20 protein-coding genes, 2 tRNA genes, 1 riboswitch and 1 other annotated feature are annotated in these 25,142 nt (G+C 38.4%); of the genes, 3 read left to right on the top strand and 19 right to left on the bottom strand.

The genetic code is table 11. From position 1 onward, the window contains the following. The first annotated feature begins 36 nt into the window (after nt 1-36). Nucleotides 37-591, top strand: a complete 555-nt coding sequence (locus tag MUA88_RS00110) for a TetR/AcrR family transcriptional regulator (RefSeq protein ID WP_262604183.1) — start codon at nt 37-39, stop codon at nt 589-591. A 386-nt stretch (nt 592-977) separates the two neighbouring features. On the opposite strand, the gene MUA88_RS00105 is transcribed toward MUA88_RS00110, so the two are convergent. Both MUA88_RS00105 and MUA88_RS00100 read right to left on the bottom strand, forming a co-directional pair. Beyond that, a tRNA-Asp gene (locus tag MUA88_RS00105) sits at nt 978-1,051 on the bottom strand. 5 nt (nt 1,052-1,056) lie between these two features. After that, nucleotides 1,057-1,131, bottom strand: a tRNA-Glu gene (locus MUA88_RS00100). Nucleotides 1,132-1,237: 106 nt separating this feature from the next. Here MUA88_RS00100 and MUA88_RS00095 point away from each other — a divergent pair. Then, nucleotides 1,238-2,131 (top strand): YitT family protein, encoded by an 894-nt coding sequence (locus MUA88_RS00095; RefSeq protein ID WP_262604182.1) that lies wholly within the window; start codon nt 1,238-1,240, stop codon nt 2,129-2,131. A 162-nt stretch (nt 2,132-2,293) separates the two neighbouring features. Here MUA88_RS00095 and MUA88_RS00090 read toward each other — a convergent pair whose 3' ends face one another. From MUA88_RS00090 to hutH, 10 genes are all read right to left on the bottom strand, one after another. Further along, complete coding sequence (locus tag MUA88_RS00090; protein ID WP_262605583.1) at nt 2,294-3,580, bottom strand: adenylosuccinate synthase; 1,287 nt, start codon at nt 3,578-3,580, stop codon at nt 2,294-2,296. A gap of 287 nt (nt 3,581-3,867) precedes the next feature. Beyond that, nucleotides 3,868-5,268, bottom strand: a complete 1,401-nt coding sequence (gene dnaB, locus MUA88_RS00085) for a replicative DNA helicase (protein WP_262604180.1) — start codon at nt 5,266-5,268, stop codon at nt 3,868-3,870. A gap of 105 nt (nt 5,269-5,373) precedes the next feature. Then, on the bottom strand, nt 5,374-5,820 hold the full coding sequence (gene rplI, locus MUA88_RS00080; RefSeq protein ID WP_262604179.1) for a 50S ribosomal protein L9: 447 nt from the start codon (nt 5,818-5,820) through the stop codon (nt 5,374-5,376). Next, on the bottom strand, nt 5,817-7,784 hold the full coding sequence (locus MUA88_RS00075; protein ID WP_262604178.1) for a DHH family phosphoesterase: 1,968 nt from the start codon (nt 7,782-7,784) through the stop codon (nt 5,817-5,819). The genes rplI and MUA88_RS00075 overlap by 4 nt, the downstream gene beginning before the upstream one ends. A gap of 11 nt (nt 7,785-7,795) precedes the next feature. Next, the gene (locus tag MUA88_RS00070; RefSeq protein WP_262605582.1) at nt 7,796-8,674 is read right to left on the bottom strand and encodes a DUF2232 domain-containing protein; all 879 of its coding nucleotides are present in this window, start codon (nt 8,672-8,674) and stop codon (nt 7,796-7,798) included. 230 nt (nt 8,675-8,904) lie between these two features. Beyond that, entirely contained in the window at nt 8,905-9,870 is a 966-nt protein-coding gene (metX, locus tag MUA88_RS00065; RefSeq protein WP_262605581.1) for a homoserine O-acetyltransferase MetX, read from the bottom strand. A gap of 70 nt (nt 9,871-9,940) precedes the next feature. Beyond that, nucleotides 9,941-10,043: riboswitch (SAM riboswitch) on the bottom strand. Nucleotides 10,044-10,098: 55 nt separating this feature from the next. Then, nucleotides 10,099-10,431 carry an AzlD domain-containing protein gene (locus MUA88_RS00060; RefSeq protein WP_262605580.1) on the bottom strand — a complete coding sequence of 111 codons (333 nt, stop codon included), beginning with the start codon at nt 10,429-10,431 and terminating at the stop codon, nt 10,099-10,101. Then, nucleotides 10,428-11,120, bottom strand: coding sequence for an AzlC family ABC transporter permease (locus MUA88_RS00055; RefSeq protein ID WP_262604175.1), 693 nt, complete (start codon nt 11,118-11,120; stop codon nt 10,428-10,430). Before MUA88_RS00055 ends, MUA88_RS00060 begins: the two co-directional genes overlap by 4 nt. A gap of 265 nt (nt 11,121-11,385) precedes the next feature. Then, nucleotides 11,386-12,666, bottom strand: a complete 1,281-nt coding sequence (serS, locus tag MUA88_RS00050) for a serine--tRNA ligase (RefSeq protein ID WP_262604174.1) — start codon at nt 12,664-12,666, stop codon at nt 11,386-11,388. A gap of 71 nt (nt 12,667-12,737) precedes the next feature. Then, nucleotides 12,738-12,939, bottom strand: a binding site (T-box leader). Between the two features lie 46 nt (nt 12,940-12,985). Beyond that, on the bottom strand, nt 12,986-14,488 hold the full coding sequence (hutH, locus tag MUA88_RS00045; RefSeq protein ID WP_262605579.1) for a histidine ammonia-lyase: 1,503 nt from the start codon (nt 14,486-14,488) through the stop codon (nt 12,986-12,988). A 215-nt stretch (nt 14,489-14,703) separates the two neighbouring features. Between hutH and MUA88_RS00040 the strand changes: the two genes are divergently transcribed. Then, entirely contained in the window at nt 14,704-15,516 is an 813-nt protein-coding gene (locus MUA88_RS00040) for an NAD(P)H-hydrate dehydratase (RefSeq protein ID WP_262604172.1), read from the top strand. Between the two features lie 56 nt (nt 15,517-15,572). Here the strand turns inward: MUA88_RS00040 and gyrA are convergent, their stop codons facing one another. The 7 genes from gyrA to dnaA all read right to left on the bottom strand — a co-directional run bounded on the left by gyrA (nt 15,573) and on the right by dnaA (nt 25,142). Further along, complete coding sequence (gene gyrA / locus MUA88_RS00035; protein WP_262604171.1) at nt 15,573-18,176, bottom strand: DNA gyrase subunit A; 2,604 nt, start codon at nt 18,174-18,176, stop codon at nt 15,573-15,575. 35 nt (nt 18,177-18,211) lie between these two features. After that, a complete protein-coding gene (gyrB, locus tag MUA88_RS00030) occupies nt 18,212-20,143 on the bottom strand; it encodes a DNA topoisomerase (ATP-hydrolyzing) subunit B (protein ID WP_262605173.1) in 1,932 nt (643 codons plus the stop codon). A 12-nt stretch (nt 20,144-20,155) separates the two neighbouring features. Continuing rightward, entirely contained in the window at nt 20,156-21,271 is a 1,116-nt protein-coding gene (gene recF / locus MUA88_RS00025; RefSeq protein ID WP_262604170.1) for a DNA replication/repair protein RecF, read from the bottom strand. After that, a complete protein-coding gene (locus MUA88_RS00020) occupies nt 21,268-21,498 on the bottom strand; it encodes an RNA-binding S4 domain-containing protein (protein ID WP_262604169.1) in 231 nt (76 codons plus the stop codon). Before MUA88_RS00020 ends, recF begins: the two co-directional genes overlap by 4 nt. Nucleotides 21,499-21,666: 168 nt before the next feature. Continuing rightward, nucleotides 21,667-22,356, bottom strand: a complete 690-nt coding sequence (locus tag MUA88_RS00015; protein ID WP_262605578.1) for a DsbA family protein — start codon at nt 22,354-22,356, stop codon at nt 21,667-21,669. A 138-nt stretch (nt 22,357-22,494) separates the two neighbouring features. After that, complete coding sequence (gene dnaN, locus MUA88_RS00010) at nt 22,495-23,628, bottom strand: DNA polymerase III subunit beta (RefSeq protein ID WP_262605577.1); 1,134 nt, start codon at nt 23,626-23,628, stop codon at nt 22,495-22,497. A gap of 176 nt (nt 23,629-23,804) precedes the next feature. Further along, on the bottom strand, nt 23,805-25,142 hold the full coding sequence (dnaA, locus tag MUA88_RS00005) for a chromosomal replication initiator protein DnaA (RefSeq protein ID WP_262604166.1): 1,338 nt from the start codon (nt 25,140-25,142) through the stop codon (nt 23,805-23,807).

Genomic DNA, 25,142 nt, shown 5'->3' with positions numbered 1-25,142 from the left:
CTTTATATTTTAGTTGATTGTGATAAGATAAAGCTTATGGAAAAGCAAAAAATAACAAAATCATTAATTATTACAACGGCTCAAACAATCATTCAAGAAACACAGCAGACAGAGATTTCAATCTCTAAAATTGCGATAGCACTTGATGTGACACATGCAGCTATTTATAAACATTTTGAGAATAAACAGGCTTTGTGGACGGCTGTCTGTAAAGATTGGTTTATGTCGCGTATTATCCAACGAATCGATATCAATGATGCAGCCTATACGAATAAAATAGAATGGCTTCATGATTATCTTTGGGCGTTTGTGAATGCGAAAAGAGATACATATCATTCAAACAAAGTGATGTTTGAATTGAATACACGTTATATCGATAAAGATCCCTTCATGCTACGAGAGGTCTTAACGCCTTGTTACATTCGCATTCAACAGCAAATGGGCTATGATGAGCATCAGCTTGAGAGGGCTGAAGTGATTCTTTCTGCATTTTCAGCCTTTACACTACCAATGTTCAAAGATACGTGGGATTTACCAGACTACGCACATCGTTTTGAGATGACATTCGACCTAATCAAACATAGTGTTTAATTTGCTTGAGGCTGATGCATAATGAATTTGTATACTTGGAAACCGTTTATCAATTTCCTTGTCACACAAATTTATGATGTTTCAGTCTTCTTTTTATTATTGTAATGATTCTGATAAACGTTGACTTGATTTTTTTATATTTACTAGTTACAAATTTATATTTTTGTAACCTAACGATAGCATAATTCTTTTAAAAGTACTATTCTTTTGTCTATATTTTTATTTAACAAGACTTTATATTCTCATGAATCTATATCTAGATTTATATTTAAAAAATAAATTTCCTACTAAAGACCAAAAAAGGCAAGATCACATCAACGTGTCATCTCGCCTTTTCTCTATATAAGAACAAATAAAAAAGCTCATCCTCTTGGATGAGCAATTAGCGGTCCCGACGGGAATCGAACCCGCGATCTCCTGCGTGACAGGCAGGCGTGTTAAACCGCTCCACTACGGGACCATAAATGGTGACTCCTACGGGACTCGAACCCGTGTTACCGCCGTGAAAGGGCGGTGTCTTAACCGCTTGACCAAGGAGCCGTTCTTTAACACAAAAATTATTATAGCATCGTCTTTTCTCGTTGACAAGATTTTTTTCATATTTTTTTGTATAATTTTTTATAGATGATTAAAAGGGGGACAATATATGGAAATTACAGAGCAAGAACCTGTATCTTACAAGAGGGAAAAACCACGTCGTGCGACGTACTTTATCAAACGTTTTTTCTTCATCACACTGGGTGCCGTACTGATGGGTGTCGCATTAGAACTCTTTCTCGTTCCAAATCAATTACTTGATGGTGGCATTGTCGGTATCTCAATTATTTTATCCCACTTATCTGGGATTAAGCTGGGGGCTTTTATCTTTATTCTAAACCTACCGTTTTTCTTTTTAGGTTATAAACAAATCGGTAAGACCTTTGCGATTTCTACAATTTATGCCATTACAGTATTATCTCTTTCAACGATTTTACTTCATCCAATTGATCCACTCATTGAAGATAAGTTTCTAGTAACCATTTTTGGTGGTGCTGTGCTTGGGATTGGTGTCGGAATCGTCCTAAGATATGGCGGATCATTAGACGGTACAGAAATACTATCCATTCTCGTACAAAACAAAGTCCCATTTTCAGTTGGAGAAATCGTGATGATTATTAACTTCTTCATCTTTGGTGCAGCTGGCTTTGTCTTCACATGGGAGAATGCACTTTTTAGTGTTGTCGCATACTTTATCGCATCAAAAATGATTGATACGGTATTACTTGGCTTTGACGAATCGAAATCTGTTTGGGTGATCAGTGATGCTTATAAAGACATTGGTGAAGCAATTAACTCTCGTCTCGGTCGTGGTGTCACTTATTTAAAAGGTGAAGGTGCTTATACTGGCGAAGATAAACGTGTTATCTTCTGTGTTATCACACGTTTAGAAGAAGCAAAGCTCAAAGATATTGTAATGGAAATTGATGAGCGTGCGTTTCTTTCTATTGGTAATGTATCCGAAGTACGTGGTGGTAATCACAAAAAACGTGATATTCACTAAATGTGCAATCTATTTACATATTTATCACTTAAGTCGCTTAAGTCCTAAATATGTAAATAGATTTTTTTAATATAAAAAGCCTAAGACAAGTGGTGTCTTAGGCTTTTTATGAAGAGTTAGTCTACCCGGAAGTGTTACCGGCAGTCTACCCTTTTTATTTAATTATACCCATAATTGTTCTACAACATTTGTTTGGTTACGGTCTGGACCTACTGAGAAGATAGAAATGTGTACGTTACATAATTCAGAAATACGTTCTAAGTAACGTCGTGCATTATCAGGTAATTCATCTAATGTACGTACATTTGTGATATCTTCTTTCCAACCTGGTAACTCTTCAAAGATTGGCTTACAACGTTTTAAATCATTTAAGTTTGCTGGGTACTCTGTGATCTCTTTGCCATCTAACTCGTATGCTGTACAGATTTTCACTGTATCTAAACCAGTTAAGACGTCGATTGAGTTGATTGATAAATCTGTAATACCACTCACACGACGAGAGTGACGTAATACAACTGAGTCGAACCAACCTACACGACGTGGACGTCCTGTTGTTGTACCGTATTCACGGCCAACTTCACGAATGTGGTGACCATCTTCATCAAATAATTCTGTTGGGAATGGACCATCACCTACACGAGATGTGTACGCTTTACATACACCCACAACTTTTGAAACATTTGTTGGACCCACACCAGCACCCACTGTTACGTTACCTGCGATAGGGTTACTTGATGTAACAAATGGATATGTTCCGTGGTCGATGTCTAACATGACACCTTGTGCGCCTTCAAATAGGACACGCTCATCCGCAACAAATGCATCATCCAATACTTTGGCTGTATCTGTTACGTATGGTGCAAGGCGTTGACCTGCTGCGTAGTATTCTTCAAAAATTTCTTCAAATGCAGGTGCTTCTGCATTGAACATACCTTTGAAATAATCGTTTTTATAAGCTAAGTTTTCTTTTAAACGTGCTTCAAATACTTCTTTGTCTAAAAGATCAGCCATACGGATACCAATACGTTGTGCTTTGTCTACGTATGCTGGGCCAATACCTTTTTTCGTTGTACCGATTTTGTTATCACCACGACGTGCTTCTTCAAGCTCATCTTGCATTAGGTGATATGGTAAAATCACATGCGCACGGTTTGAAATGCGCAAGTTATCTGTCGCGATACCACGTTCGTTCAAAGCGTCTAATTCTTTTAAAATTGCAACTGGATCTACTACCACACCGTTACCAATCACTGATAATTTATCTTTATAGAAAATACCAGATGGTACTAAGTGCAATTTGTATGTTTCACCGTCAAACTTGATTGTATGACCTGCGTTATTTCCACCTGAAAAACGTGTGATCACATCTGCTTGTTCCGCTAAAAAGTCTGTAATTTTACCTTTACCTTCGTCTCCCCATTGTGTCCCAACTACTACGATTGATGACATAAGAGCACCTCCAAGTTTTCTCAATTAACCAAATGTATTCTACCAATAACTTCACACGAATGCAAATGAAAAAACGAACATTCATTTTAGGTGATCATGCACTTTGATATCTGATGATATGACTCCTCTCAACACTATCAATCACGCATATTACAAGGGGTTTTTGCAATTTTTAGATCCATCCAAAATCCTAACTTAATTTAAAAATAGTGTGTAAATACAATACAAAAACCGTACTTAAAATTTTAAAAAGGTTTTAAAGTACGGTTTTAAGGACGTTAATTTTTTTATGCCATTTCTGCATGCGCATAATCAATATCTGTAAATTTATTGTATTGTTTCATAAAGTGTAGCTTCACAGTACCTGTTGGGCCGTTACGCTGCTTGGCGATAATAATTTCAATTTCACCATTTTCATCATTCGTTTGTGGTTCAAAACTCGTATCGTCATCATCATCTTCACCATCACCGCGATTATAATAATCATCACGATATAAGAAGGCTACGATATCCGCATCTTGCTCGATAGACCCTGATTCACGAATATCACTCATCATTGGTCGCTTATCTTGTCGTTGCTCTACGCCACGTGAGAGCTGACTAAGTGCAATGACAGGACATTCGAGTTCACGCGCGATGGCTTTTAACATACGTGAGATTTCAGAGACTTCTTGTTGACGGTTGTCTGAAGCTCTAGAACCGCTTCCTTGTATCAATTGTAAGTAGTCAATCACAATCATATCAAGTCCGTGCTCTTGCTTTAAGCGTCGACATTTTGAGCGAATATCTGTAATACGAATACCCGGCGTATCATCAATAAAGATTTTAGTACGAGAAAGCTTACCGACTGCTACGGTAAAACGATTCCAGTCTTCTTCCGTCATCGTCCCCGTTCTCAAGCGGTTAGAATCCACATTCCCTGAACTACAGATCATACGTGTGGCTAACTGATCAGCACCCATCTCGAGCGAGAAGATACCCACTGTATAATTGTCTTCATGTGTCGCAACTTTTTGTGCAATGTTAAGTGCGAAGGCAGTCTTACCGACTGATGGACGGGCTGCTAGAATAATTAAGTCGTTGCGGTTAAAACCTGCTGTCATCTGATCGAGATCACGATATCCAGTTGGAATACCTGGTGTTTGTCCGCTATTTTGATCGAGTTCTTCCGCATTCTCATACACTTGTCCTAAGACATCACGGATATCTTTAAAGCCATCACTTTCACGTACATTTGAAAGTTCTAAGATACGTCGTTCTGCATCGTTTAGGATCGTGTCCAAATCTAACTCATCATTGTACCCATCACTTGCGATACTATCTGCTGTATGGATTAATTTACGCTTCATTGCGTGTTTAAAAACGACATTTGTATAATATTCAATATTTCGCGTTGTCGGAACGCTAGATGTAATCTCAGCTAAATATTGTACACCTCCCGCTTCATTCACAACACCATCTTGGGTCAGGCGATCCAATACTGTCACGATATCGATATCATTGCCGTCTTCATTTAAGTGCATCATAGCACGGAAAATATGTTGATGCGGCGCACGATAAAAAGATTCAGGCACTAATATCTCTTGTGTCGTTGAGATCAGTTCAGGATCTAAAAATATCGCACCTAGTACAGATTGTTCCGCTTCATGACTATGTGGCATTTGATTATGGTCAAACATACCATCCATGCCATCCGCCTCCTTTAACTTTATTGGGCATACTTTTACTCATATTTTAAGGCTGGAACATGTCTCTGATGCCCCAGCCTTTAAACACGCTCCATCACGCTTTTTTTATTGTTCTACTGTATGAACACGAATTGTACCCTCTACATCTTTGTGTAACTTCACAGGTACGTTCGTATAACCTAACGCATGGATGCCGTTTGCTAAGTCCATTTTACGTTTATCAAGTTTAATACCGTGTTGTTTATTTAGGGATTCAGCAATTTGTTTTGTACTGATTGAACCGAACAACTTACCGCCCTCACCTGACTTCGCTTTTACTTCTACTTCAAGTGTTTCTAACTTTTCTTTTAACGCTTTAGCATCTTCAAATTCTTGTTGCTTTTCTTTTTCGATACGCTTATTTTTTTGTTCTAATTGTTTTAAGTTACCAGGTGTCGCTTCAACAGCATAACCATTTTTGATTAAGAAGTTATTCGCATAACCTACTGGTACATTTTTAATTTCGCCTTTTTTACCTTTACCTTTTACGTCTTGTGTAAAAATTACTTTCATGATTCGTCACTCCTATCTATTTGTTCCGCAATTGCAACTTTCAATTGTTCAATCGCTTCTTCTACTGTTACATCTTTAATCTGTGTCGCTGCATTTGTCAGATGACCACCACCACCAAGTGCTTCCATTGTTAATTGAACATTAAAGCCACCAAGTGATCGGGCAGACATACCTACAAGGTCATCTTCGCGTCTTGCAACAACATAAGAGGCATCTACACCATCTAAACTTAATAATTCATCAGCTGCTTGTGCCACTGTAACAGGGTGATATTTTTTGTCATCTGCGCCGTGGGCAATTGCAATACCGTTATCTTGTAAATCTACTGTACGAATTAATTCTGAACGATTGATGTAAGTTTCAATATCATCTTTTAAGAAATGCTGTGTAAGAATTGTATCTGCACCATGGGCACGCAAGTAGCTTGCCGCATCAAATGTACGAGAACCTGTACGCAATGTAAAGTTACGCGTATCCACAATAATACCTGCGTACATCACAGTTGATTCAAGTCGTGTAAGTCGCTGTTCTGTTGGTTGGTATTCAAGCAACTCTGTTACGAGCTCTGCAGTTGAGCTTGCATACGGCTCCATATACACGAGAAGTGGATTTGAAATAAAACTTTCTCCTCGACGATGGTGGTCGATCACTACTTTACGGTTTGCTTTATTTAAAATATTTTCATCAATCACCATTTCTGGTTTATGTGTATCGACAACGACTAATGTTGTTTTAGACGTCATCATATTCCATGCATCATCTGATGTGATGAAGCGTTCTTTCAGCTCTGGCTTTTCGTTGATTTCATCCATCACACGTTGTAACGTTGGATCAATATCTGACTCATTTAATACAACATACGCATCCAAGTTATTCATCATCGCAAAGCGTGTGACACCAATCGCTGCGCCAATCGCATCTAGGTCTGGTCGCTTATGCCCCATCACAATCACTTTATCGCCTTCAAGTAAGATATCCTTCAACGCATGTGAAATAACACGTGCACGTACACGGGTACGTTTTTCCATCGGGTCAGTCTTACCGCCATAGAAACGCACATTACCATTGATATTTTTAATCGCAACTTGGTCTCCACCACGTCCTAACGCTAAGTCTAAACCTGACTGTGATAGTTCACCAAGGTCAATTAAGTTTTCTGAGCCTTCCCCGACGCCAATACTGAACGTCAGCTGTGCACGATAACCACTACTCTTCTCACGCAATTCACTCAAAATATCAAATTTACTTTCTTCAATTTCACGTAAAATTCGTCTATTCAAATATGCGACAAATTGGTCTGAGCTATAACGCTTGAAGTAAACGTTATGTCTCTGAGCCCAACGACTAATCACACGCGTCACCATCGCATTGATTTCAGAACGTTGTGTGTCATTCATATTTTGTGTAATTTCATCATAGTTATCCAAGAATAATGTGGCAATAATCGGTTGTTGGTCTTCATATTCTTGTCGTATTTCCGTTTCTTCTGTCATATCTAGGAAATAAAGAATTTTTTCTTCTTCTGAATATTTCACACGATATGCATACGGACCGTCTTGATATTCAATTTCTTTTGCTTTTTCTAATTGCTTTAAAATATTTGGGTACACTTCATTGATCGGATCTGATATTACATTGCGCTCAATACGCTCAGTCATAAATGGATTGACCCATTCAATTTGCTCTGCTTCGTCTAATACGATCAGTCCCATCGGCATCGTCTTGACTGCTCTATCACTTCCAGCTGAAATCTTACCGCTCAGTTGGTCAATGTAACCATCAAAATGTTGATATACACGTCTCAGAAGTATGGCACAAATGATAAGTACAACGAATAACCCCAATCCTGCAATAAGTGCAAACATCTTGTTAAAGATTACTAAGACACCCACACTTATCAAGGCAGCAAGTGTCATCAATACAAATGGAATGATCAATGCTTTCTTTATAGCATGACGATTCATTTTGTCACCTCTTATCGTTTATTTATCATACCTTTTAAATTTAAACCTATATCTAGCAATCCAAGTATACGTGTTAAAGGATAAAACATTACACCTAACATGACAAATACAATCGTCAAACTAATATGTAGTCGGTTTACCACACATATATAATGGATAAAGCTCAAACCTTGAATTACAAGTAAAAATCCGAGGACAATTTGAAAGTTCACGCTGATACTGTTCATTGTTGTCGCAGGTTCTGTTGTCATACCTACTAACAATGCAATCGCATAAATAAAGAAGACTGAACGATTCATTTGCCATAGATACAGCGGTCTAAAAACCGGTGTCGCAATCTTAAACTTGCGTAAAATAGGACAAATAATCACTAACGTTAAAAACATGAACAATGCCAATGCGATGACAATAAGACCTGGCATCTGAATGGCAAGTTGTTGTACAGATGCGTTTAGCACCTCTTGTGATGCTTCATCTAAATCTTGTAGAGCAATGGCTTGATCAACCACTGCTTGATATGGTTCTAACAATTCATGTGCATAAGGTAATTGTTGAATACTTTGTAAAATCATCATTAAACCTAACGTCAATATGCTTGATACGATTGTTGTTAGGTATAGGATGCGCTCTTTTGAGGCACGTTCCTGTAACAGGCGACCAATCAATGCACTGATTACGAAAACAATCATCATAAAACTCATGATCATGACGCTGCCTGTTAATGTCGCAATAATAAATGTAATGAAGACACTGAATCCGAATGAATATAAGGAACGGTGCCATAATATAATCCCTGGGAGTGTTGCAAACAATGCGACAATCAATCCCAATGCGGGCATGAAGTATATCGCTAAGATGACCAATAGCCATGCAAGTGTACATAGCAACATTGGTTTAAACTGTATTTTTGAAAACAATAACGCCACTTCCAAACTAATTTATTTCTTTATCGATTATTTTACAAACTTTGCAGTACGAATACAATGACTTGAGATTGCACTGCTAAAGTTGTTGTGGAAAAGAGCGTCTTTGTCTTGTTAATTATATATATCCCCCAAAACCTTAACCCTTCTTTTCTCATTCCTTTGATTATAACAAAATGTGCGATATCCGTCTAAATTTAGCGACGAAAACGAGAGACTTTTAAGAAATGGTAGAGATAAGGTGCCCAATCATTAAAATTAAGAAGGAAGCCATCATGTCCGACATTATCAGGTACAAAGAAATGACGATGGTAACGGAAATGTTGGCCTACCGCTTCCACTTGATCATCTGGATATAAAAGGTCATCAACAAAACCAATCGTTAATACTTTCGTGTCTAGCATACGAAATACAGCACTCACATCATCTCGCCCACGATAAATATCATGACTATCTAAGACGTCCAGCAGTGTTAAATAGCTCTCTAAATGGAATGTTGACTTAAACTTATCCCCTTGATATTTCTGATATGAAACAACCTCATCAGGTGTAAATCTTGACTCATAACTTTTAGATGATCGGTACGTAAGGAAACCAAGTTGTCGCGCAATACTCAGACCCTCTGTTCCACCTAAATGAATCACCTGACGTGCAATTTCATTAAATGCACGGCTGTATGAAGACGTCTTAGCTGTTGCGGCTAAAATGACAGCTTTCTTCACATGAAATTGTCGATTGTACAGCAACTCCATGACTTGCATACCACCGAGTGACGCTCCGATTAGAATATCAATTTCTGAATAACCCAATGCTTTCACACCCAATTCAATAGCTCTCACAATATCACGCATTGTCAGATGTTCTGGAAAATGTGGGTCATTTGCACGTGAACTTGAACCAAACGGACTACCGATGACATTGAATGTTAAAAACTGATAATCATGAAATGGCATATAGCCACCATCAATAATTTCTCGCCACCACCCCGGTTGCTCATCTGTTCCATACGTTAAATGATTTCCAGTGAGTGCATGACAAACAAGCACAAGCGGCTGTCCTTTGTAGCCAACATATTCATATCGCAGCTGTAAATCTTGAATCGTTTCACCAGATTCTGTTGTAAATGCACCTAAATGCAACGTGTCTACTATATAGTTACTCATTGTTCGCCCTCCTATAAAATTAAAAACTGCATCATTGAGCCAACAACGATACAGTCTAGATTTATAGGATGACTTATCATTCGACTTCAATCGTTGGTTGTAGCACCGTTCTCATATATAAGTGGTTGCTGAAGCGTCAACGGGCCAAATCCCTCAGCTTCTCTCAATAAGTTTTTATATGTTTTAAATTAAGTGTTATGATACACCATTTTATCCAATCAGACAACATCAAGCCCCTATCATGACTCTTAATATTGCGACTGTTATCATCCCTATGATGACAGTCATTGTTAAACTACGTGTACGTAAGGCAACCAAGATAGTAGGTGCCAACGCAATGAGAAACGTCCAATTGATGGTATATCCAAACTGGCCATCTTGTTGCTGTATCAAACCGTCAACAACAAGTGCTGTAAATAATGTGATTGGGATGAAAGAAAGCCATTTAATAAACTTCTCTGATAGCTCGAGTCTCGAGATCATGATTAGCGGTAAGATGCGTACTAACAATGTCACAAGACCTGATAACACAACCGCGCTCAAAAAATAAAATGTTGTCATTGTTCAATCACCATCCCTAATGTTGCGGTTAATATCGATGCAATCATAATAGCAAGGTAAGAAGGCATAAATAGACTTAACACCAACATTAAGACAATCACAACCAAGATAAGTAATAAGTACAGACGTATCTTTGATTTATGTACGCCCTCTAATTGTGCAGCAGCTAAGAAAACAAACATTGCTATGATTGCGTAGTCTAAACCAAACATTTCTGGTTGACTGACAAAGTCACCTAATGCCGCACCAAGGATGGTCGTCAATATCCAAAAGAGATACGCTGTGATGTTTAAGCCATACATCCAGTTACGCCCAATTATCTCCCCTCTCGAGTAGGGGGTGATAGCCACACCAAATGTCTCATCTGTCAGCAATGTTCCAATACCAATACGATGGCCTAACGTTTCATGCTTGAAAGAGGGCGCTAATGTCATACTCAATAAGAACATTCGGCTATTCACAATTAGTGCCGTCAATACAATTACCCACACAGGTGTATGGACAACCATTAATGCAATGACGATAAATTGTGCAGCACCGGCATAGATTAAAATAGATAATAAGGCAATCTCAAATATATTAAATCCAGACGTAATACCTACCACACCGAATGAAAAACCAATTCCAGCATAGCCTAGCAAAGTAGGAATACAATCTTTTACACCTTGTTTAAATGTCTGATATGACATGCCGTTAACCCCCTTCATAAAAATTAAATTTATTGTATTACAAAATACGAATGAATTCTATAGAGTTAGACTTACGTCATAGTGACTTCACACACACCGAAGTCTATAAACGTTGTCATATCAACGTTAAATTATAACAAAATATTCTGATAACAAAACTATGAAAGACGTCTTAAAAGTAGTGTTTTGCTCTGTAAAATTCTAAAAAAGGTGCTATATCGTGAGAAAATATTCCCACTTTATAGCACCTTTATTTAATAATCTATTATTTTGGTTCGATAACTGTTTGTCCACCCATAAATGGTACAAGTGCTTCTGGAATTGTAATAGAACCATCTTCGTTTTGATAGTTTTCAACAATTGCAGCAAATGTACGTCCTACTGCTAAACCAGAACCATTTAATGTGTGTACATATTCTGGTTTTGAATCTTTGTCGCGTTTGAAGCGGATGTTCGCACGACGCGCTTGGAAGTCCATGCAGTTTGAGCAAGAGCTGATTTCTTTATAGTCATTATAGCTTGGTAACCATACTTCTAAGTCGTATGTTTTTGTTGAACCGAATCCGATATCACCTGTACATAAAATAACGCGACGATATGGTAAACCTAATTCTTCAAGAATTGCTTCTGCATTGCCAGTCATTTCTTCTAATGCATTCCAAGAGTCTTCTGGTTTTTCAATGCGAACCATTTCTACTTTATTGAATTGGTGAAGACGAATTAAGCCACGTGTGTCACGTCCAGCAGATCCCGCTTCACTTCTAAAGCATGCAGATTGGCCTGTGAATTTTTCCGGTAATACGCCTGGTTGAATGACTTCATCACGGTAATAGTTTGTTAATGGCACTTCTGCTGTTGGAATTGTGTAAAGACCTTCTTTTTCAACTTTGAATAAGTCTTCTTCAAACTTAGGAAGTTGTCCTGTCCCATACATTGTTTGACGGTTTACTAATTGTGGCACCATCATTTCTGTATAACCGTGTTGTGTCGTATGTTTCGTAATCATATAGTTCATTAATGCACGCTCTAACTTCGCACCTTCGTTTGTTAAGAATACAAAACGGGCACCTGATACACGTGCTGCACGTTCAAAGTCTGCCATACCTAAATCTTCTACGATATCCCAGTGCGCTTTTGCTTCAAAGTCAAATTCACGTGGTGTGCCCCATTTTTTAAGTTCAACATTTTCAGTATCGTCTTTACCTTGAGGCACATCGTCATGAATTAAGTTCGGAATACGTGATAACTTATCGTTTAATGCTGTATCTACTTCTTTCAATTCAGCATCAATGGCTTTTACTTTTTCTCCTGCTTTACGTTGCAATTGGATTGCTTCGTCTGCATCTTCTTTATTACGTTTCTTTTGTGCAATTAATTCAGAAGCTTTATTACGCTCTGCTTTTAATTCTTCTGTTTGTTGAATCAATTCACGACGCTTTTGATCAAGTGCTAATACTTCATCAACAACAGCTGGATCATCTCCACGTAATTGAATCTTTTCTTTTACCATTTCAGGTTCATTTCTGAATAATTTAATGTCTAACATATTGCGACACCCTTTCATTATGAATATACGATTTATTTTGCGGATGACTGAAAAAAACCACGTCCCCTATAACAAGGGACGTGGTTTCTACGTGTTGCCACCCTATTTAACAAGCCAATTAAAAATAGCTTGCACTTTACAAAAGTTAACGGTTTTACCCGAATTGTTCTTCATGCGTGGGTAGATTTCATATCATCATTACCTGTTTGTTCACACCAACCACAAACTCTCTGAAAAGCATCCGATACTACTTAGTCCACAAACAATTAAATATCTAAATTTAAATTTAATATATCAGAGTCTTTTCCTTTTTGCAAGACTAGTCATGGTACGCTGTACTTTGTAGATAATTAGCGACACGTTCAATATCTTTATGAAATTGTCTGTCTTCTGTGATAGACGGCACAATCTTACGCAACGCTTCATATTGTTGACGCGTTTTTGGCGATAAGCCTTCGATCCCTCTTAATTCTACTGCTTGCAATGCAATAATGGCTTCTATTGCAATCACACGTCGTACGTTGTCTAATATTTGATAACCATGTCTTGCTGCAATTGTCCCCATCGATACGTGATCTTCTTGATTGGCTGATGATGGAATGGAGTCCACACTTGCTGGATGTGCTAATGTTTTATTTTCTGAAACCAGACTGGCCGCCGCATACTGCATAATCATAGCACCACTTTGTAATCCTGGTTCTGGACTTAAGAATGCTGGTAGTCCACCATTCAATTGTGGATTTACAAGGCGTTCAAGACGTCTTTCAGATACATTTCCTAACTCACTTAAGCCAATTTTTAAAAAGTCTAACGCAAAGGCAATAGGTTGTCCATGGAAGTTGCCACCAGAGATAACTAACGTCTCATCTCCCTCATCAAAAATCAATGGGTTATCGTTCGCCGCATTCATTTCACATTCTAGTTTCTCACGTACATAGTTGATCACTTGGAAACTCGCACCGTGAATTTGTGGAATACAACGTAAAGTATAAGGGTCTTGTACACGTATCTCTCCTTGGCGTGTTGTCAGTGTTGAACCTTCAAGCCAGTCTAACATCCGTCTAGCTACAGCCGTTTGCTCATCAAAGTTACGTACTGTATGCACAGAAGCATGATAAGCATCTGTAATCCCTCTAAGTGCTTGATGTGTTAATGATGCAATCCACTCAACTTCATATGCTAAATGTTCCGCTTCAATCATTGTGATGACACCTTGTGCCGTCATCGCCTGTGTACCATTAATCAATGCTAATCCTTCTTTAGCTTGTAATGTTAATGGCGCTTTATCTAAACGTTTTAAGACGTCCGAGCTGTCTAACACCTCACCTTGATACTGTACTTTCCCCTCCCCTATCAATGCTAAAGCTAAATGAGAGAGTGGTGCTAAATCACCTGATGCGCCTAATGACCCTTGTTGTGGAATAACTGGAATGATTCTTTGATTAATAAAAAATTGTAGCTGTCTGACAAGATCAACCGTTGCACCAGAATGTCCTTTAAGCAATGTGTTTAATCGTAATATCATCATAACTAATGATACATTTTGATCAAATGGGTCCCCTACCCCACATGCATGTGAGCGTATCAAATTTACTTGTAATTGATTATATTGCTGTGGATCAATTAACACGTCACTGAATAATCCAAATCCAGTCGTAATACCATAGATTGTTTCTTTATTTTCAATAATACCTTCTACAATCGCACGACTTTCTTTGACACGTGCTAATGCTTCTTCGGTAATTTCTACTGTTGTCTGATCATTTAAAAAGTTACGTATATCATTAATTCTTAATTCATCACCTGTTAAATATAAAACCATTATGATCCAACCCCTTTGTTATTTATTACCATCCTTGTTTCAGTATAAATTTAAGGGTTATGTTACACAATAGTTGTGACAATATTCGTTATCAGGTAGCGCGTTACCTATATACTACGCTAAATCGACTTATTTTATCTATTGACGAATAGCGTATACGCGTATATCATATCTTGTTGTAATATCGGAAATACCAGATAGGAGGTTCTTGCTCTATGGAAATATTGTCAGATGTTAGAATACCAAAACGTAAAGTAGATACACATAAAGGTGACTATGGGCGTATTCTTCTCATTGGTGGCAATGCAACGTTAGGCGGTGCAATTATGTTAGCTGCTCGTGCATGTGTATACAGTGGCAGTGATTTAATCACAGTGGCGACACATCCAACAAATCATGTCGCACTTCATTCACGCTGTCCAGAAGCAATGGTCATTGATATTAATGATACGAAGAAACTGACAAAAGTCATTGAGCAATCAGATTGTATCTTAATCGGTCCTGGACTTGGTCTAGACTTCAAAGGGAACAATGCGATGACTTTCTTACTACAAAATATTCAAGAACATCACACACTGATTGTTGATGGCGATGCAATCTCTATTATGAGTAAGCTTAAACCTGAAATTCCACCGTGCAAACTCATTTATACACCACATCAAAAGGAATGGGAACGTCTCAGCGGTATTCCAATTGAAGAACAAACGTATGAACGTAACCGTGCGGCTGTAGATGAAATAGGGGCAACGGTTGTCTTGAAGAAGCACGGAACAGAAATCTTCTTCAAAAATAATGAATATAAATTAGAAATTGGTACACCTGCTATGGCAACAGGTGGTATGGGTGATACACTCGCAGGTATGATCACAAGCTTCATTGGTCAATTTGATGATATGATTGATGCTGTAACAAGTGCAGCTTATACGCATAGTTACATTGGCGAAAAACTATCTAAGGATATGTATGTAGTACCACCTTCAAAAATCATTGATGAAATTCCATATGCTATGAAGCAGCTTGAACAATAAGATAGTAAAAAAGGTTCAGAACTCGAAAATGTTCTGAACCTTTTTTATCTTAATCTTTATTCGTCTGTCTCATCTTCATTGGCAATATCTTCTTCGACACGTGCCATGAAGTCTTCTCTTAATGTTTCTGGTAAATCAGTTGTTTCAGTCACTTCAGAAGTTGACGTTGTTTCAGTCTCTTTAGACACCCCGCCGTCTTCTTCCGCTTCTAAGTCTTCTGGTTCTTGTTTTACTTTCGCAACGGTTGATACGAATTGATCCTCATCAAGACGAATTAAACGTACACCTTGTGTATTACGGCCGTTAACAGAAATATCTTCTACTTCCATACGAATAATAACACCATGGTCTGTTACCACCATCACATCTTCATTACCTTCGACTGTTGCAATACATACAAGTTTACCATTACGCTCTGTAATATTTGCTGTCTTAATACCCATACCTGCACGACGTGACAAGCGGTATTCACTAATTGGTGTTCGCTTACCATAACCTTTCTCAGTTACAACAAGAATCTCTGCTTGATTATCCTCATCTGCCACACCGAGACCGATGACTTCATCATCTTCACGTAATGAAATTCCTTTAACACCTGAAGCAATTCGGCTCATTGCACGGATATCTGTTTCTTTAAAGCGAATAAGTGATGCTTGAGACGTACCGATTAGAATATGTTTATGACCATCTGTTAATCGAACGGCTACAAGTTCGTCATCGTCTCTAAACTTAATCGCAATTTTACCGTTTTTGTTGATACGGTTAAAGTTACTTAATGCTGAACGCTTAACAAGACCTTTTTTCGTTACAAAGACTAAGAAGTTATCTTCAGAATCCAAATCCTTCACAGCAATCATCGTACTGATGACTTCATCACTCTCAAGTGCAATCGCATTGACAACTGGAATGCCTTTAGACTGACGTGAGAGTTCCGGCACTTCATAACCACGCAGTTTATACACACGACCTTTGTTCGTAAAGAAGAGCACATCATCATGCGTACTTGTTGTAACGAGCTGGCTTACGAAGTCATCTTCAAGCGTATTCATACCTTGAACACCTCGGCCCCCTCTATTTTGAGCACGATATGTTGAAACAGGGAGTCGTTTAATATAATTGTTATGACTTAATGAAATAACGATTTGTTCTTCTGGAATTAAGTCTTCATCTTCTAGGTTATCAACGCCACCTAATTGAATTTCTGTGCGACGATCATCACCATAACGTTCTTTAATCTCTGTTAATTCTTCACGAACTAATGCTAATAACTTTTCTTCATCTGCTAGAATTTCTTCTAATTCAGCAATATAGGCAATCAGTTCGTTGTATTCATTCTCAATCTTGTCTCGCTCTAAACCAGTCAAACGACGTAAGCGCATGTCTAAAATGGCTTGTGCTTGACGGTCTGATAATGAGAAACGTGACTGTAAGCTGTCCATTGCTACTTTATCCGTTTCAGATTCACGGATAATTGTAATAATCTCATCAATATGATCAAGCGCAATACGAAGCCCTTCAAGAATATGGGCACGGTCTTTTGCTTTACGTAAGTTGTAGGCCGTACGACGGCGTACAACTTCTTTCTGATGCTCTAGGTAGTGATACAACGCTTCTTTCAACGTGATCAGCTGTGGACGACCATTCACTAATGCAATCATGTTGAAGCCAAATGATGATTGTAATGGCGTTTGCTTGTACAAGTTGTTCAAAATAACACTCGCATTCGCATCTTTACGAACGTCAATCACGATACGCACGCCTGTACGCAAGCTTGTTTCATCACGTAAGTCTGTAATACCTTCAATTTTCTTATCACGTACAAGGTCTGCAATTTTTTCAATCATACGTGCTTTGTTTACTTGGAATGGAATTTCAGTGACAACGATACGTTCACGACCACCACCACTAGATTCAATATCCGCCTTGGCACGCATCATAATAGATCCACGACCTGTTTCATACGCACGACGGATGCCACTCTTACCAAGGATTAAGCCTGCTGTTGGGAAGTCAGGTCCTTGAATGTCTTCCATAAGCTCAGCCGTTGAGATATCTGGATTGTGACTTAAACTTAAGACGCCATCAATCACTTCACGCATATTATGTGGCGGAATATTCGTTGCCATCCCAACCGCAATCCCTGATGCACCATTCACTAATAAGTTCGGGAAACGAGACGGTAACACACTCGGCTCACGTTCATTTCCATCATAGTTATCAATAAAGTCAATTGTATCTTTATTAATATCTCTCAAAAGTTCTAGCGCAATTTTCGTCATTCTTGCCTCTGTATAACGCATTGCGGCAGCGCCGTCACCATCCATCGAACCGAAGTTCCCTTGACCATCTACCAACGGATAACGGTAACTAAAATCTTGCGCCATACGTACCATCGCTTCATAAATTGAAGAGTCACCATGTGGGTGGTATTTACCCATAACATCCCCAACGATACGCGCTGATTTTTTATATGGTTTATCTGGCGTCATGCCTTGTTCATTCAAACCATAAAGTATACGGCGATGTACAGGCTTCAAACCATCTCTTACGTCTGGCAATGCACGAGATACGATAACACTCATGGCATAGTCCAAAAATGATTCTCGCATCTCTTTGCTGATATTCCGTTCATTGATTCTTGATTCAGGTGTTTCAGCCATCAAGATATCCTCCTTTTCATTTTCAAATGTTCACGTTAGAAATCCAGGTTGGCATAGACAGCGTTATCTTCAATGAACTGTCGACGATTTTCAACTACATCGCCCATTAACATCTCAAACGTCTGATCCGCTTCAATTGCATCGTCTAGCGTTACTTGTAACATCGCACGATTTTCTGGATTCATTGTCGTCTCCCACAACTGATCTGCATTCATCTCACCCAAACCTTTGTAACGTGCAATCGACCATTTTGGTGTTGGGTTGAGTTCTTCTTTTAGTTTGTCTAATTCACGGTCATTAAAGACATAATATTTTTGCTTTCCTTGCGTTAATTTATAAAGTGGCGGTTGTGCGATATACACATAGCCTGCCTCGATTAACGGACGCATAAAGCGATAGAAGAATGTCAATAACAACGTTCGAATATGTGCACCATCGACATCGGCATCGGTCATAATGACAATCTTATGATATCGTGCTTTTGAAATATCAAATTCGCCACCAATACCTGTTCCGAATGCCGTTACCATTTGACGGATTTCATTGTTATTCAAAATCTTGTCTAAGCGTGCTTTTTCAACGTTTAAAATTTTTCCTCGTAAAGGCAAGATCGCTTGAATACGTGAATCACGTCCTGATTTTGTAGACCCCCCGGCAGAGTCACCCTCTACTAAGAAAATTTCACTTTCTGATGGGTCCTTACTTGAACAGTCTGCCAACTTACCTGGTAAACTTGAAATATCTAAGGCTGTTTTACGACGTGTTACTTCACGTGCTTTCTTAGCGGCAATACGTGCACGTGATGCCATAATCCCTTTCTCAACGATTGTGCGTCCTACTTGTGGATTCTCAAGTAAGAAACGTTCGAATAACTCTGAGAATGTACGGTCTACAATTTGACGTACTTCTGAGTTTCCTAATTTCGTTTTCGTTTGACCTTCGAATTGTGGGTCTCCGTGCTTAATAGAAATTACCGCAGTCAAACCTTCACGTGTATCTTCACCAGAGAGGCGGTCCTTGTCTTCTTTAATAACTTTGGACTGTAACCCATAACTATTAAGAACACGCGTCAACGCCCGTTTAAAGCCGTCCTCGTGTGTCCCACCTTCATACGTGTGAATGTTATTCGCATATGTTAGCAAGTTTGTCGCATAACCGCTGTTATACTGCAACGCGATTTCCACTTCAACATCATCACGTTGTTCATGTACGTAGATTGGCTCTGGATGTATCGGCTCTTTCTTCTCATTGATCAACTCAACGTATGATTTAATACCACCTTCGTAGAGGTAACTATCCTCTCTTGGCGCTTCATCATCACGTTCATCACGCAATGTAATTTGAATGCCTTTATTCAAAAAGGCAAGTTCACGAATACGTTTTTGTAATGTTTCATAGTTGTAAACTGTTGTCTCTTGGAATATATCCGCATCTGCTTTAAAGCGGATAACTGTTCCTGTTTGATCTGTGTCATCAATCTGTTTCAAATCAAATTCTGGTACCCCACGCTTGTATGATTGGTGGTGTACACGACCATCTCGGTGTACGTATACTTCTAGTGTTTCACTCAGTGCGTTTACAACTGATGAACCTACACCATGTAAACCACCTGACACTTTATAACCGCCACCGCCAAACTTACCACCGGCATGAAGCACTGTAAGGATAACTTCAACAGCTGGGCGTCCCATCTTCTCTTGAATATCGACTGGAATACCACGACCGTTATCCGTTACTTTGATCCAATCGTCTTTTTCAATAACGACTTCGATCGTATCTGCATAGCCTGCAAGTGCCTCATCAATACTGTTATCTACAATTTCCCATACAAGATGGTGTAGACCACGTTCTGAAGTCGAACCAATATACATCCCTGGTCGCTTACGAACCGCTTCGAGACCTTCTAATACTTGAATCTGACTCGCACCATAGTTTTCTGTGTTGTTCACATCAGCCAATGCTTCCACCTTCACTTTCTGCTATTTCTTAATATTTCCTTCTGCAATTCGATATACTTTAGCATCTTTCATTATTTCATGGTCGATACCATCCACGGATGTCGTCGTTACAAATGTCTGTACTTTATGTTGTATCGTACTCAACAAATGCGTTTGTCGAGAATCATCTAATTCGCTTAATACGTCATCAAGCAACAAAATGGGGTATTCCCCCACTTCTTGATGCATTAATTCTATTTCGGCTAATTTGATAGAGAGTGCCGTTGTACGTTGTTGTCCTTGAGAACCAAATGTCTGGGCATCCATGCCGTTCACTTGAAATCCAAGGTCATCTCGATGTGGCCCTTGCATGCTGACACCACGCTCAATTTCCTTGGCAAGTGATGCCTGTAATGATTCGAATACCTCGTTGATTAAGACGTCCTCATCTTGCGGGGCGTCTTCCATTTTGATACTCGGCATATATTGCAATGTCAGTTGTTCTTTGCCATTCGTGATTCCCGAATGAATCGGTGCTGCAAGTGTTTCAAGTTCTGCAATAAACTTCTGGCGTCTTAATGTCACCTTCACTGCATACGTTGCAAATTGCTGATTCAGCACTTCTAGCATCGTCGTGTCTTTCTGTTGTTTCAATTGCAGTTGTTTTAAGTAATGATTACGTTGTTTGAGTATGCGTTGATATTGTGACAAATCACTCAAATATAAGCTCGATATCTGCCCTAGCTCCATATCAACAAAGCGACGTCTCACTTGTGGCGCTCCTTTTACAATATTGAGATCTTCTGGCGCAAATAACACGACGTTAAGATGTCCGATATATTGTGTCAGGCGACTTTGTTCCAAGTGATTCACTTTCGCTTTTTTGCCCTTTTTAGTGATGAACATCGTGAGTGGCATATTGCCATGTCTAAAGCTCAGTTCACCTTCTATTTTAGCATACTCCGCATCAAACCGAATTAGCTCTCTATCGTTCGTTGTTCTGTGACTTTTAGCTAAGGCCAATGTGTAAATGGACTCAAGTAGGTTTGTCTTACCTTGTGCATTTTCTCCAATGAGTATATTGACTTCCGGATGGCATTCTAAAAGCACATGCGCGTAGTTCCGGTAGTTTTCCAACTGGAGCGTCGTTAACTTCATTGTTCACCAATTTTGATTACGTAAGACCCTACTTCAGGAATCCCAATCACATCACCATCGCTCAATTTTTTACCGCGACGTGTTTCGTGTTCACCGTTTAAGAACACATCATATTCTTGTAAAAACCATTTTGCTTGGCCACCTGACTCGATAATGCCTTCATAGTTCAAAAACTGACCTAATGTCAAAACGCTATCAACTATAATTTCCTCAGCCAAAATTATCACTCCATTCGTTATTGCTCACCTAGTCTATTATACCTTTTTATGCGCTAAATTTCATGTAGAAATACGTATTTATTTAAGGTGCATGGCTAAAAGTTTCATGTGAAACAAATGAACCATGCACCTTATGATTTAAAGCGATATTTAGTGTCTTAAAAATTAAAAATTTGCTTACTTTTCCGTTTGTTGTTTGAGTGCTTCATCAATGGCCTCTTTGACTACTTTATAGTCTGAGACATCTTCTACACGTTGACCATTCACATAAAGTGACGGCACTTTTGATACTTTATATTGTTTCGCTAGTTGATCTTCGTGTTTTGCTTGTTGATGAAATGTTTTGTCATTGTAAGTATTCAAAATTTGTTTTTTTTGTTCAGGCTTGATTTTCAATGCATTGATTTCTTTTTCAACAAGTTGCGCTGTTAACCATTCCTCATCCGATACAGCTTCTTTTGATTTTGGTTGCGCATGATATAACGCTTCGTGGAATGACCAATAAGCTTCGGGTGCATACTTGTTCACTGCTAAAGACGCACGTGTTGCACGTTTAGACTCTTCTCCATGAATCAGAACATTAACGTAACGCAATTCTACTTTGTCTGTATCAATATAGTCTTTTTTGATTTTCGGTAAGATTTGACGTTCAAAATCACCACAGTACGGGCACTTAAAGTCACCAAAAAGAATGAGTTTTACTTGACTGTCTTTCGGACCAAGTTGCGGTTGTAATGCTGTATCTTTATGTAATGCTTTGCTGTCTAATTTATCTTTTGAATCATTTGAGAAAGAAAGTGTGCCTAGAATAGCAAGTGCAAATAGACAAACAACAATGACAATAATCCATGTTCTTTTAATTTTCATATTTCGTTCCTCCAACTTCACATATAGTTTTATTATACTCGATTCACATGATTTTGACTCTATATGAATACACGTAAATGCGTATGCAATTACTTTTGTATAATGAAAAAAGCTAAGGCGTCTGCCTTAGCTTTTTCTCTAGTATGTTCGAATTGGTAGGATCAATTGAGTGACTGTATCGTCGTCTTTAGGTTTTAAAATAAATGGTTTCATCGTACCAAAGAATGCTACCTCTACTTCGTCATGGTCAATTGCTTTCAATGCATCCATCATGTACTTCGAGTTAAATGAAATCTTCAAGTTGCCACCTTCTACATCATTTGCAGTGATTTCTTCTTTTACCGTTCCAATTTCTGGTGATGTTGATGACAATTCAATTTGCTCTTCACCTGTGCTCAGTTTGATGACATTATTACCACCTTCACGCGCTAGTAATGAGGCACGATCAATTGCATGATAAAATTCACTGTTATCTAATCCTAACTTGATCTCATAGTTTTCTGGGAACAAGCGTGATGTATCAGGATAATGTCCTTCTAACAAGCGTGAAATAAAGTTAACATGTCCTACGCGGAATAACACTTGGTTCGCAGCAAAGTAAATATCAATATGATCATCACTATCTGTCATAATTTTGTTTAATTCGGCAAGAGCTTTACCAGGAATGATGACATTTTTATCACTGATATCTTCGTCTTCCAACTTCAACTTTCTTACAGCCAAGCGGTGTGAGTCAGTCGCTGTGCATATTAATTCATTTTCTTGTATAAGCCAGTTTACACCTGTAAGTACTGGACGTGTTTCTGACGTGGACACTGCGAAATTTGTTTGTGCGATTATGTTTTTCAAGACTTTGATTGGTAATTGGAGCGCATCTTCGCTTGAAATTTGAGGTAATAATGGGTATTGATCAGGTTCTAAACCGCTTAAATTAAACTCTGAATGGCCAGATGTAATCAATGTTTGAAATTGTTCGTTTGCAATTAACTTAACTTCTTTACCAGGTAGTTTTTTGATGATATCGACAAAGAAGCGGCCAGGTAGTACAACAGATCCTGGTTCTGTCACGGTAACAATCTCTTCACCATCAATCAAATTTGGAATCGTAATCTCGATTGAAATCTCTGAATCTGACCCTGTTAATACAACACTTTCATTTGTTGCATGGATTTTAATCCCTGTCAGTATTGGTAAAGTTGTTCTAGGTGAAATTGCTTTTAATGTATCGTTTAATTGTGTAATAAAATAATCACGTTTAATTGTGAACTCCATAAATTATAAACTCCTTTCAGTCGTTTATATAAGTTATAGTTATTATTAAAAATCGTAATAATAGTAGTAGGGCTTGTGGATTAGTGGATAACCCTATTGAATAAAGATAAATAAAGGTTATTTACATGTGGATAACTTGTGTATCGTGTGTACAACTTTTGCACATTATCCACAAATCAACTTTTAATATCTTTTTCTAATTGTCGTATTTCTCGCATCAATCCCGAGTCTGTTTCAAGCTCTTTTTTGATTTTATCGTGTGCATGAATAACTGTTGTATGATCTCGACCCCCAAATTCTTCACCAATTTTAGGTAATGAAAAATCAGTGAGTTCACGAGATAAATACATAGCAATTTGACGTGGGTACGCGATTGATTTTGTACGTTTTTTGGCTGCAAAGTCTTCAATACGCACGCCATAGTAAGCACCAACTACTTTTTGAATATCTTGAATTGTAATTTTTTTAGTAGGGGCGACTTGAATAATATCTTTTAGTGCTTCGGCCGTCAGTTCAGTTGTAATTGGCTTACCTTGTAGGTTTGAAAAGGCATTGACACGATTCAATGCACCTTCTAACTCACGGATATTTGTCTGAATCTGATTGGCAATATAAGTAAGTGCCTCCAACGGTACATCAAGATTTTCTTCTTCTGTTTTTTTCTGCAGAATCGCCATACGTGTCTCAAAGTCAGGTGGTGTGATATCCACGATTAACCCCCATTGGAAGCGGGATTTCAAGCGTTCTTCTAAAGTTGAAATCTCTTTTGGTGGGCGGTCACTAGAGATAACAATTTGCTTATTATTTTGATGCAAATCATTAAAAGTATGGAAAAACTCCTCTTGTGTTTGTTCCTTTTTCTGAATAAATTGAATGTCATCAATTAGTAAAACATCGATGTTACGGTACTTCTCACGGAATGCTTCAGTGTCGTTGTTACGAATGGATTGAATGAATTCATTCGTAAATTTCTCACTAGAAGTATAAAGTACTTTCGCATCTTTATTATTTTCTGTCACATAATGCCCGATTGCATGCATTAAGTGTGTTTTACCAAGGCCTACACCACCATAGATAAATAGCGGATTGTAAGCTTTTGCCGGCGATTCAGCAACGGCAAGGCTTGCAGCATGTGGGAAACGGTTGCCCGGTCCGATAACGAACGTATCAAACGTATTATTCGTATTGAATTGTTCGCCTTGAACAGGTTGTACGGGTTTGACTTCATTCTGAGGAGGTGTGAATTTTGCTTGTAATTCATCTAAGTCATCTTCAGTGAACACGTCTAAATCAGTAATGTTTTTACCAGAAATAGCACTCACATATCCAGTAATCTCACTTTTATAGTTTTGTAATAACCAATTTGCAGTAAATGGATTATTGGCAACTAAAACAATTTTGTCATCAGTAAGAGAATGGATTTTTGTATCTTTGAACCATGTGTTATATGAAGACTCAGTTACACTTTCACGAACCAATTCCAGAACGCTGTCCCAAGTTTCTTGTTCTGTCAT

This window comes from Staphylococcus sp. IVB6240 (genome assembly GCF_025558425.1).
GTDB lineage: Bacteria > Bacillota > Bacilli > Staphylococcales > Staphylococcaceae > Staphylococcus.
This window is presented reverse-complemented; position numbering and strand designations above follow the sequence as displayed.

What these genes read in the sequence shown, in the direction of transcription:
- dnaB (WP_262604180.1), bottom strand. Translation starts at nt 5,268, where the DNA reads ATGGATGGTATGTTTGACCATAATCAAATGCCACATAGTCATGAAGCG.
- recF (WP_262604170.1), bottom strand. Translation starts at nt 21,271, where the DNA reads ATGAAGTTAACGACGCTCCAGTTGGAAAACTACCGGAACTACGCGCAT.
- rplI (WP_262604179.1), bottom strand. Translation starts at nt 5,820, where the DNA reads ATGAAAGTAATTTTTACACAAGACGTAAAAGGTAAAGGTAAAAAAGGC.
- MUA88_RS00040 (WP_262604172.1), top strand. Translation starts at nt 14,704, where the DNA reads ATGGAAATATTGTCAGATGTTAGAATACCAAAACGTAAAGTAGATACA.
- MUA88_RS00060 (WP_262605580.1), bottom strand. Translation starts at nt 10,431, where the DNA reads ATGACAACATTTTATTTTTTGAGCGCGGTTGTGTTATCAGGTCTTGTG.
- gyrA (WP_262604171.1), bottom strand. Translation starts at nt 18,176, where the DNA reads ATGGCTGAAACACCTGAATCAAGAATCAATGAACGGAATATCAGCAAA.
- MUA88_RS00095 (WP_262604182.1), top strand. Translation starts at nt 1,238, where the DNA reads ATGGAAATTACAGAGCAAGAACCTGTATCTTACAAGAGGGAAAAACCA.
- MUA88_RS00070 (WP_262605582.1), bottom strand. Translation starts at nt 8,674, where the DNA reads ATGTTGCTATGTACACTTGCATGGCTATTGGTCATCTTAGCGATATAC.
- MUA88_RS00075 (WP_262604178.1), bottom strand. Translation starts at nt 7,784, where the DNA reads ATGAATCGTCATGCTATAAAGAAAGCATTGATCATTCCATTTGTATTG.
- MUA88_RS00110 (WP_262604183.1), top strand. Translation starts at nt 37, where the DNA reads ATGGAAAAGCAAAAAATAACAAAATCATTAATTATTACAACGGCTCAA.
- MUA88_RS00015 (WP_262605578.1), bottom strand. Translation starts at nt 22,356, where the DNA reads ATGAAAATTAAAAGAACATGGATTATTGTCATTGTTGTTTGTCTATTT.
- metX (WP_262605581.1), bottom strand. Translation starts at nt 9,870, where the DNA reads ATGAGTAACTATATAGTAGACACGTTGCATTTAGGTGCATTTACAACA.
- MUA88_RS00055 (WP_262604175.1), bottom strand. Translation starts at nt 11,120, where the DNA reads ATGTCATATCAGACATTTAAACAAGGTGTAAAAGATTGTATTCCTACT.
- serS (WP_262604174.1), bottom strand. Translation starts at nt 12,666, where the DNA reads ATGTTAGACATTAAATTATTCAGAAATGAACCTGAAATGGTAAAAGAA.
- dnaA (WP_262604166.1), bottom strand. Translation starts at nt 25,142, where the DNA reads ATGACAGAACAAGAAACTTGGGACAGCGTTCTGGAATTGGTTCGTGAA.
- MUA88_RS00090 (WP_262605583.1), bottom strand. Translation starts at nt 3,580, where the DNA reads ATGTCATCAATCGTAGTAGTTGGGACACAATGGGGAGACGAAGGTAAA.
- dnaN (WP_262605577.1), bottom strand. Translation starts at nt 23,628, where the DNA reads ATGGAGTTCACAATTAAACGTGATTATTTTATTACACAATTAAACGAT.
- hutH (WP_262605579.1), bottom strand. Translation starts at nt 14,488, where the DNA reads ATGGTTTTATATTTAACAGGTGATGAATTAAGAATTAATGATATACGT.